The organism is Streptomyces montanisoli, from assembly GCF_017813245.1.
GTDB lineage: Bacteria > Actinomycetota > Actinomycetes > Streptomycetales > Streptomycetaceae > Streptomyces > Streptomyces montanisoli.
This window is the reverse complement of sequence record NZ_JAGIQL010000214.1, coordinates 1-8641: the sequence shown is the minus strand read 5'-3', so window position 1 is coordinate 8641 and position 8641 is coordinate 1. Positions and strand designations below refer to the sequence as shown.

Annotated in this window: 8 protein-coding genes; 6 read left to right on the top strand and 2 right to left on the bottom strand. The window is 71.1% G+C overall.

Annotated elements, in window-relative coordinates:
* Positions 1-815 precede the first annotated feature (815 nt).
* The 5 genes from JFN87_RS29985 to JFN87_RS29965 all read left to right on the top strand — a co-directional run bounded on the left by JFN87_RS29985 (position 816) and on the right by JFN87_RS29965 (position 6062).
* Positions 816-1991: an enolase C-terminal domain-like protein gene (locus JFN87_RS29985; protein WP_209345165.1), complete on the top strand. Its 1176-nt coding sequence runs from the start codon at positions 816-818 to the stop codon at positions 1989-1991.
* A gap of 77 nt (positions 1992-2068) precedes the next feature.
* Positions 2069-3379 (top strand): ABC transporter substrate-binding protein, encoded by a 1311-nt coding sequence (locus tag JFN87_RS29980; protein WP_209345162.1) that lies wholly within the window; start codon positions 2069-2071, stop codon positions 3377-3379.
* 37 nt (positions 3380-3416) lie between these two features.
* Positions 3417-4388 carry a carbohydrate ABC transporter permease gene (locus JFN87_RS29975; RefSeq protein ID WP_209345160.1) on the top strand — a complete coding sequence of 324 codons (972 nt, stop codon included), beginning with the start codon at positions 3417-3419 and terminating at the stop codon, positions 4386-4388.
* Positions 4385-5266: a carbohydrate ABC transporter permease gene (locus JFN87_RS29970; RefSeq protein ID WP_245182538.1), complete on the top strand. Its 882-nt coding sequence runs from the start codon at positions 4385-4387 to the stop codon at positions 5264-5266. Before JFN87_RS29975 ends, JFN87_RS29970 begins: the two co-directional genes overlap by 4 nt.
* 16 nt (positions 5267-5282) lie before the next feature.
* Positions 5283-6062: a hypothetical protein gene (locus tag JFN87_RS29965; protein ID WP_209345158.1), complete on the top strand. Its 780-nt coding sequence runs from the start codon at positions 5283-5285 to the stop codon at positions 6060-6062.
* Here the strand turns inward: JFN87_RS29965 and JFN87_RS29960 are convergent.
* Positions 6018-6644 (bottom strand): hypothetical protein, encoded by a 627-nt coding sequence (locus tag JFN87_RS29960; RefSeq protein ID WP_209345156.1) that lies wholly within the window; start codon positions 6642-6644, stop codon positions 6018-6020. The genes JFN87_RS29965 and JFN87_RS29960 overlap by 45 nt on opposite strands.
* Before the next feature lie 158 nt (positions 6645-6802).
* Here JFN87_RS29960 and JFN87_RS29955 point away from each other — a divergent pair, with 158 nt between their 5' ends.
* Positions 6803-7363 (top strand): hypothetical protein, encoded by a 561-nt coding sequence (locus JFN87_RS29955; protein ID WP_209345154.1) that lies wholly within the window; start codon positions 6803-6805, stop codon positions 7361-7363.
* 41 nt (positions 7364-7404) lie between these two features.
* Here the strand turns inward: JFN87_RS29955 and JFN87_RS29950 are convergent.
* On the bottom strand, positions 7405-8641 hold a 1237-nt coding region (locus JFN87_RS29950), incomplete at its 5' end, for an outer membrane protein assembly factor BamB family protein (RefSeq protein ID WP_209345152.1).

The window sequence follows — 8641 nt, the reverse complement described above, 5'->3', positions numbered from 1 at the left end:
GGCGGGTGCCGCGGCCGCGCTGCCGGCGCCCGCGGCGACGGTGGCCGCGGCGCCCGCGCCGATGAGTCCGAGTGTGGTGCGGCGGTCGATCTGGTGGGTCTCCCAGGTCATGGCGAACTCCTCGCTCCGATCCGGCGGGTGGAGGCCGGCCGGGCTGATCCGGTTCAACGGGCTGAACGGGGAAGGTCCCCGGAGAGAACGCGCGGCAGGCGAGAGCACGGCCGTGGCGGCGGGGCGCGGCGCGACGTGTGGCGCGGGTGCGCCAGGTCCCGTCGCCGCGATCGTTGAAACGTTGTAGTAAGCGCTTTCGACCGACAAGCTAGCGAGTCGGCCCACGGAAGGGAAGGGGCTGACGCACCTCTTCTGCGGCAGCGAAGATTGCCTGAGTCGTTTCAAGCCGCCCCTGTTGACTTTGGCCGTGGTGGCCATGACTCTGCTGTTGTCCCGAGCCTCCCTCGGCAGCGGCGAGGCGCGACCACGAGTCGCCACCCGCGCCGTGAGCACACCACCCTTGCCTCCCCATACCACTCTGAACAGCGGAAACACCCGAACATGCGGCGATGGCAGACCCGTTGGCCACGCGACGTGACGGGTGGGTCCGGCAGGCCCAGGCTCGTCGGAGCCGTCGGAAAATCGATTCAACTCACCTGTTGACACCCTCGCCCGGGGGAACTTAGCTTCCTGGGCAGAAGAGTGAATGCGATTTACCCACATGAACCCGGGTGATCGAGAAGGTTCGGAACGCGGGGGCCTCACGCGGTGTGTACGCCGCGCGCACCCACCCGCCCTGCTCCACACTCCAGGAGGTCCGACGCATGACTCAGGCGACGGCCCGGCCCGTGATCAGCGACGTGTCCGTACGGGTCTTCCGTACGACGACGGCACTGGTTCACGACTCCGACGGGCACGCCCACCCGGGCGAGCCGCACACCGTGACCAGGGCACTGCTCACCCTCACCGACGGCGACGGCGTCCGGGGCCGCTGCCTGACGGCCGAGACCCACGTCGGTGAGCCTCAACTCCGGGAGCACATAAGGCCCGTGCTGCTCGGCCAGGACCCCTTCGACCGGGAGCGGCTGTGGCAGCGGCTGGCGCGCAGGCAGCGCGGCAGCGCCGGCACGCTCGGCGACCGTGCACTCGCCGCCGTCGAGCAGGCGCTGTGGGACCTGATCGGGAGCAGGCTCGGGCAGCCGGTGTGGAAACTGCTCGGCGGCATGCGCGACAAGGTGCCCGCCTACGCCAGCACGATGTGCGGCGACGAGACACCCGGCGGCCTCGCGACCCCCGACGACTACGCGGCGTTCGCCGAGAAGCTGGTCGCCGACGGCTACCACGCCGTCAAGCTGCACACCTGGATGCCGCCCGTGCCGTTCGCGCCCAGCGTCGAGCAGGACATCCGCGCCTGCGCGGCCGTACGCGAGGCGGTGGGCCCCGAAGTGCCGCTGATGCTGGACGCCAACCACTGGTACAGCAGGAGCGACGCCCTGCGCCTGGGCCGCGCGCTCGACCGCCTCGACTTCCACTGGTACGAGGAGCCGATGGAGGAGTACTCGACGCAGTCCTACCGCTGGCTCGCCGAGCAGCTCGACACACCCGTCATCGGCCCCGAGAGCGTGGCGGGACGGCTGAACGCACGGGCCGAGTGGATCACCGCCCACGCGTGCGACATCCTGCGCGTCGGTGTGCCCACCGCCGGCGGCATCGCGTCGGCGCTGCGGACCGCCCACCTCGCCGAGGCGTTCGGGATGGAGTGCGAGATGCACGGCGGCGGCGCGGGCACCCTCGCGGTCCTCGGCGCCGTCTCCAACAGCCGCTGGTACGAACGCGGCCTGCTGCACCCGCACTTCGACTTCGACGCGGTGCCGCCGCACCTGCTGCGCGCCACCGACCCGGTCGACGCGGAGGGGTACGTCCACCTCAGCCGGGAGCCCGGCCTCGGCGAGAGCCTCGACCTCCCTTACATCGAGGCCGAGACGGTGAGGTCCTGGTGACCGGCGCCCCAAACCGAACTTCCGCACACCGAACTCGTCCACACCGAACCCCGAAGCCCCAAGGGAGCACGCACGCCATGAAAACCACGGTCGCCACGGTGCGCCGCACCCGGCCGCTGCATGCCGCGGCTGTCGCCACCGCCGTCCTCGCGTCCCTCGGCCTCAGCGCGTGCTCGGGCGGCGGCTCGGGCGACTCCGCCGACGGGACGGTCCACCTCAGCTTCTCGTGGTGGGGGGACGCCACGCGGGCCAAGTCCACCGAGGCCGCCATCAAGGTGTTCGAGAAGGCCCACCCGAAGATCAAGGTCAGTACGACGTATGCCCAGTTCGGCCCGTACAACCAGAAGCTGGCGACGCAGATGGCCGGCGGCGGCGCACCCGACCTGATACAGATCGACTGGGGCAACCAGAGCCAGTACGCGCAGAGCAACACCCTGATGGACCTCTCGTCAGGCCCCGCCAAGGTCGACTTCTCCGGCCTCGACCCCAAGTTCGCCGGCAGCGGCAAGTCGGGCGACAAGCAGGTCGCGCTGCCGTTCGGGCAGGCCACGCAGTCCGTCGTCGTCGACGTGACCAAGCTCAAGTCCCTCGGTGTGCCGGTGCCGAAGCCCGGATGGACGTGGAACGACGTGGCGTCCTTCGGCAAGGCCGTGCACGACAAGTCGCACGGCAAGGTCTCCGGGATCACCGACCCCGGCATCACCTGGGCCGCGTTCCAGTCCTGGCTCGACCAGCGCGGCACCAGCCTCTACACGAAGGACGGCGAGCTCGGCTTCACCCAGGCCGACCTTGAGGGCTTCTGGAACTTCTGCGACGCGCTGCGCAAGTCCGGCGCCGCGACCCCCGCCAACCAGACGACGACCTTCTCCAACGGCCCCGCCGAGGACCCGCTCGCCAAGGGCACCACCGTCGCCGAGTGGGACTACGACTCCATCTACGCGAGCCACGCTGCCGCCAACAAGGACCAACTCGCCCTGTTGCCGCTGCCGTCGGTGAACGGCAAGACGGGCATGTACGCCAAGCCGTCGATGCTGCTGTCCGTCTACGCGGGCTCCAAGCACCCGAAGGAGGCCGCCGAACTGCTCGGCTTCCTCATCAACGACCCGAAGGCCGCCAAGGCCCTGGGCACGAGCCGTGGCATGTTCCCCAACCTCAAGGCGCGTGCGAGCCAGGCGGCGGACGCCACCGGCGGCGACAAGGTCGTCTCGGACTTCGAGAAGGCGAACCAGGCCGGGCTCAGCCCCACGCCCACCGCGCCGCCCAAGGGCGACGGGCAGCTCATCACGCTCATGCAGCGCGAGTACGGGTCCATCAGCTTCGGCCAGGAGAGCGTCAAGGCGGGCGCCAAGGACTTCATGACGCAGGCGAAGCAGGCCCTGGCCAAGTGACCCGCAGGTCACACCTCGCACGACAGGGAGGAAGCCGTTGAGTTCGACGGCCAAGCTCGACGTACGCCCGCCCCGGCCCCCGACCGCCGGGCGGGCGCCGGGGCGGGCGAAGAACAGCAGGGGCTTCGCCGACCGCACGGCCGGCTACGTCTTCCTGCTGCCGTGGTTCGCCGGGCTCGCCGTCTTCACCGTCGGGCCCCTGCTGTACTCGCTGTACCTGTCCTTCACGGACTACAGCCTGCTGCAATCGCCGCACTGGGTCGGCCTCGCCAACTTCCGTGAGATGTTCACCTCCGACCCGCGCTTCTTCCACGCGGCGCGCGTCACCCTCGTCTACGTCGTGGTGTCCGTGCCGGTGAAACTGGCGCTCGCGCTGGGCGTCGCCCTGCTGCTCAACCGCAGGCGGCGCGGCATCGGTGTGTACCGCTCGCTGTTCTACCTGCCGTCCCTGCTGGGCACCAGCGTCGCCGTGGCACTGGTGTGGCGGTCGCTGTTCGCGCAGGGCGGCGCGGTCAGCGACGGGCTGTCCTCGATCGGCCTGCCGAAGACCGACTTCATCAACAGCACGACGTGGGCGCTGCCCGCCATCATCCTGCTCGCCTGCTGGCAGTTCGGCGCGCCGATGGTCATCTTCCTCGCCGGGCTCAAGCAGATACCGTCCGAGCTGTACGACGCGGTGGACGTCGACGGCGCCGGCAAGTGGGGCCGCTTCCGGCACATCACACTGCCGCTGCTGTCACCCGTCATCTTCTTCAACGTGCTGCTGGAGACCATCAACTCCTTCCAGGCGTTCACGCCTTCCTTCATCATCAGCAACGGCACGGGCGGGCCCGCCGACTCGACGCTCTTCTACACGCTGTACCTCTATCAGCGGGGCTTCACCGACTTCCGGTTCGGATACGCGTCCGCCATGGCGTGGGTCCTGCTGGCCGCCGTCGCGATCCTGACGGCCCTGATGTTCCGCGTCTCCAGGGTCTGGGTCTTCTACGGGGACGGAGACAACCGTTGAGCCACACCGCCAAGCGCACGAGCAGGCGCACCAGCAGGCGCACCACCGAGCGCACCGGGTCGCTGCTGTGGCACGTCGTGGTGATCGTCGTCGTGCTGATCGTGATCTACCCGGTGATCTGGATGCTCGGCACGTCGTTCAAGCCGGCGACGGAGATCGTCACGTCCAACAGCCCCTGGCCGCTGCACTGGACGCTGCACGACTTCACCAGCGGGTGGAGCGCCAACCCGGGCGTCACGTTCGGCAGGTTCTTCGTCAACTCCCTCGTGATCTCCGTGCTCGCCGTCGTCGGCACGCTGTTCTCGTGCTCGCTCGCCGCCTACGCCTTCAGCCGCCTGACGTTCCGCGGCAGGTCGGTGATGTTCGCGGGGATGGTGGCCACGATCCTGCTGCCGTACCACGTGCTCATCGTCCCGCAGTACGCGATCTTCAAGACGTTCGGCTGGATCAACACCGATCTGCCGCTGGTGGCACCGAAGTTCCTCGCCACCGAGGCGTTCTTCATCTTCCTGATGGTGCAGTTCATGCGCGGGGTGCCGCGCGAGATCGACGAGGCAGCGCGGATCGACGGCTGCGGTCCCTACCGGACGTTCCTGTGGGTGCTGCTGCCACTCACCCGCCCGGCGCTGATCACCAGCTCGATCTTCAGCTTCATCTGGACGTGGAACGACTTCTTCACGCAGCTGGTGTACCTCAACGACAAGAGCAAGTTCACCGTCCCGATCGGCCTCTCGCTGTTCGTCGACCAGACGGGCATGACCTCTTACGGGCCCATGATGGCGATGTCCGTGCTGGCGCTGCTGCCGGTGTTCCTCTTCTTCCTCGCCTTCCAGCGGCTGCTGGTGGACGGGGCCACGTCGAGCGGTCTGAAGGGCTGAGAGGGCGGATATGGCGATGACCCAGATCCACACGCAGCGCACGCGCCCCGCGCGCACACGCACCGCGCCCACCGCGCGCCCGGCACGCCTCGCGCTCAGCGCCGAGCGCGGCGAACAGGTGCGCACGGCGGCCGAGACCATGGCTGTCGGCGTCCTGTTCGCGGTGTTCTCGCTGCCGCTGGTGACCGCGGGCGCCGCCTGGTGCGCGGGCGCCGAGATCGTCGCGTCGTGGCACGCGAAGCGGGAGCCGGCGCTGCTGCGCACCTTCACTCGCGCGGTCGGGCGGAACCTGGCCGCCGGGTTCGTGGTGGAGGGCGCGGTGCTCGTGCCGCTCGCGGCGGCGTGGTTCGAGGTGCACGTGGTGGTGCGGTCGCGGATGCCGGGCTACCCGGTGGAGGCGGTGGCGCTGGCCCTGCTGGGCGCTGCGGCGGCCGGCTTCGTGCTGCTCACCGCCGCGTTCAGGGCCGCGGACGCGGTGACGGTGGCGGGCCGCCGGACGTCCCACGGGGGGACGCCCGGCGGCCCGTCAAGCGGCCCGTCCGGCCGGGCGCCCGCGTCCTGGGGCGCCGCGGTGCGCCGGGCGGCGGACCTGACGCGCGCCACGCCCTCGGCGCTCGTCCTCGTCGTGACCGGCTGCGCCTTCTGCGTCGTGCTGGTCGCGCTGATCCCCGCGTTCGCCGCGTTCATGGCGGGACCGCTCGCGTTCGCGGTCTCCACCGTCGTGGCACGGGGAACGCGGGGCCGCACGGGCCTACACGACCGACGCCTCGCACGAGTCGACGCGGGAGACCTCTGAGGGCGCGCTCATGTCGACCGTGATCGTCTTCGTCTGTCCGGGCTTCAGCATGACCGATGCCTTGCCTCTGTCCACCGTGCTCCCTGCCGCGTCCGCGAAGCGGACGTCGACGTAGACGCGGGCCGCGTCGCCGTGGCCGCCGGCGGCCTTGACCTCGACCTTCGAGGACGTCACCGCCTTTCGGCCGCCCGTCGCCGGGTGCGCGCAGCTGACGGTCTTCGCCGTGGCCGAAACGGTCGAGTCGCCGTCACCGTCCGACGGCGTGCTGTCGGGGCGGTGCGTGGGGCGGTTGGTGTAGCCGTAGCGCGTCCCGGGCGTCGACGCGGGGAGGCCGCCGCTGTCGTCGGCGGAGCCGTAGGAACCATTGGTGGAGTCGTAGGGATCGTCGGTGGAGCCGTAGGAATCGCTGTCCGAGTCGTACGAGCCGCTCCCGCCCGATGTGGAGCTGGAGCTCGTGTGCGAGGGGCCCGAGCAGCCGCCACCGCCGCCCGATGAGTGTGAATGGCCGTGCCGGGAGAACCCGGTCAGTGCCACCACGACGAAACCCGCCACCGCGATGACCTTCAGGCGCTGCTTGAGCATGAGTCGTTCTTCCCCGTTCCTCGTGTGATCACATAGTTTCCCAGTACCTGTCAAAGAGGCTCCGGGCGCCCCGGCAAGGACGTCGCGGACGCCGTGGCGGTTCGCCGGCGCACGGCGTAGCGTCGACTGCGGGCCCACACCTCTGAAGGAGGCCGACGGTGGTACGCAACGTCATCGGCGGGATCCTCGCCCTCGCGGGGGCGGCTGCGGCTGTGCTCGGCCCCTTCCTCTCCTGGTACGGCGGGCGGGACGGCCGCGACTACCGGGTGGCCGAGCTCTTCGAGGCACGCGGCGTGACGAGCGCGGGCACCGGTGTGTGGGAGTCGCTGGTCGCGCCCTTCGCGTTCGCCGCCCTCGTCACCCTGATCGGCCTGGTCTTCCGTTCGCGCGCGCTCGTGGCGTTCGCCGGGCTGGTCGTCATCGGCTTCACCGTGCTGTGGATGGTCCGTCAGGGCCAGGCCGCGGGCAGCCTCGTCGTCGACGGCAGCGGCTCGGGACTCGGCCAGGGCGTCGCGTACAGCCTGGGCGGCGGCATCGCGCTGCTCCTCGCGGCCGTCGTGATGAGCGGGCGGCGCAGGCGGTACGAGCCGGGCCCGTACCAGCAGGGGCCCGACGACGGGTACGGGGACGGCGGCTACCAGGAGCCGTACGGCTGGTACGACGACGGCCCCGACACCCGCACGAACCCGGGTCAGGGCCCTGGGCCCTACCCGCGCTGACGGGTACGTCCGCGCCGCTCGCACCCGCCCCGGGCCCCCGGTCAGCGGCTCTGCGCCGTGCGGCCCGTCGCCGTGCCCTTCCCCGCGTCCAGGGCGTACACGCAGCGGTCCTTGCTGCACGCGTAGACCACGCCCCGCTCCACCACCGGCGAGCCGGTGATCTCGCCGCCCGTGGAGAGCTTCCAGCGCAGCTGGCCCTCGCTCGCGTCGAGCGTGTACAGCACCGTGTCGGCGGAGCCGAAGTGCAGCCTGCCCTGCGCGACCGCGGGCGCGCCGATGATCTCGCCGCCCGCGGCGAACCGCCATTTCGGCGTGCCCGTCACCGCGTCGAGCGTGTAGACGGCGCTGCCGCTGCCCACGTGCACGTTGCCGTCGGCGACGAGCACCGGCTCCACGGACGCCCTGGACTCCGTGGCGATGCGCCAGCGGTCCTTGCCCGTGGCCGGGTCGAGCGCGTACACCGTGCCCAGGTAGTCGGCGAGGTACACCCCGCCGCCCGTCACGGCGGGCCCGGGGGCGAACGCGGGCGGCGAGAGGAAGACGGCGGGCGCCTCGAAGTGCCAGTTCACGCGGCCGCCGGCCATGTCGATGGACAGCACGCGCGTGCCTGCCGCCATGTACAGCCGGCCGTCGGCGGCCGGCAGGAGCCGCACCGGCACTCCCCCGCACGAGGCGCCGTCGCCGACCGGGTACGACCAGCGCTCCGTGCCGCTGCGCGCGTCGAGCGCCAGCAGCCTGGCGTTCTTCCACACGTACACCGTGCCGTCGTGGATCACCGGGCTCGCCTCGGGCGTCTCGAACTCCGTCTGCGCGCCGGTGATCTCCCACAGCTTCTCGCCGTTCGCCGCCTCCCACGCCTGGACGCCGCCGCCGCGCGTGGCGGTGACGACGGTTCCGCGGTCGGCCTTGAGTGCGTAGACCCAGGCGTCGGTGCGCAGCCGCCACAGCTCCGCGCCGTGCCGTGCGTCGAGCGCGTACAGCGTGGGTCCGTCGGACGCGTGGATGCGGCCGCCGGACACGGCCATGGCCCAGGCGACGTCGCGCGTCTTGAACTGGCGGCGGCCCGTGCCCACGTCGAGCGCGTGGACCTCGAAGGACGTCACGTACAGCAGGTCCCCGTCGACGACCGGGGTGCCCCACACGTCGTTCGACATACGGAACCGCCACGGCCGCCAGTGCGGACGCCCGCCGTTCGCGCCCGGCGGCGCCGCGGGGGCGGGCACGGGGCCCGCGGGGCCCGAGCGGGCCCTCGCGGGACGGGAGGGCCTGGGCGGCCGG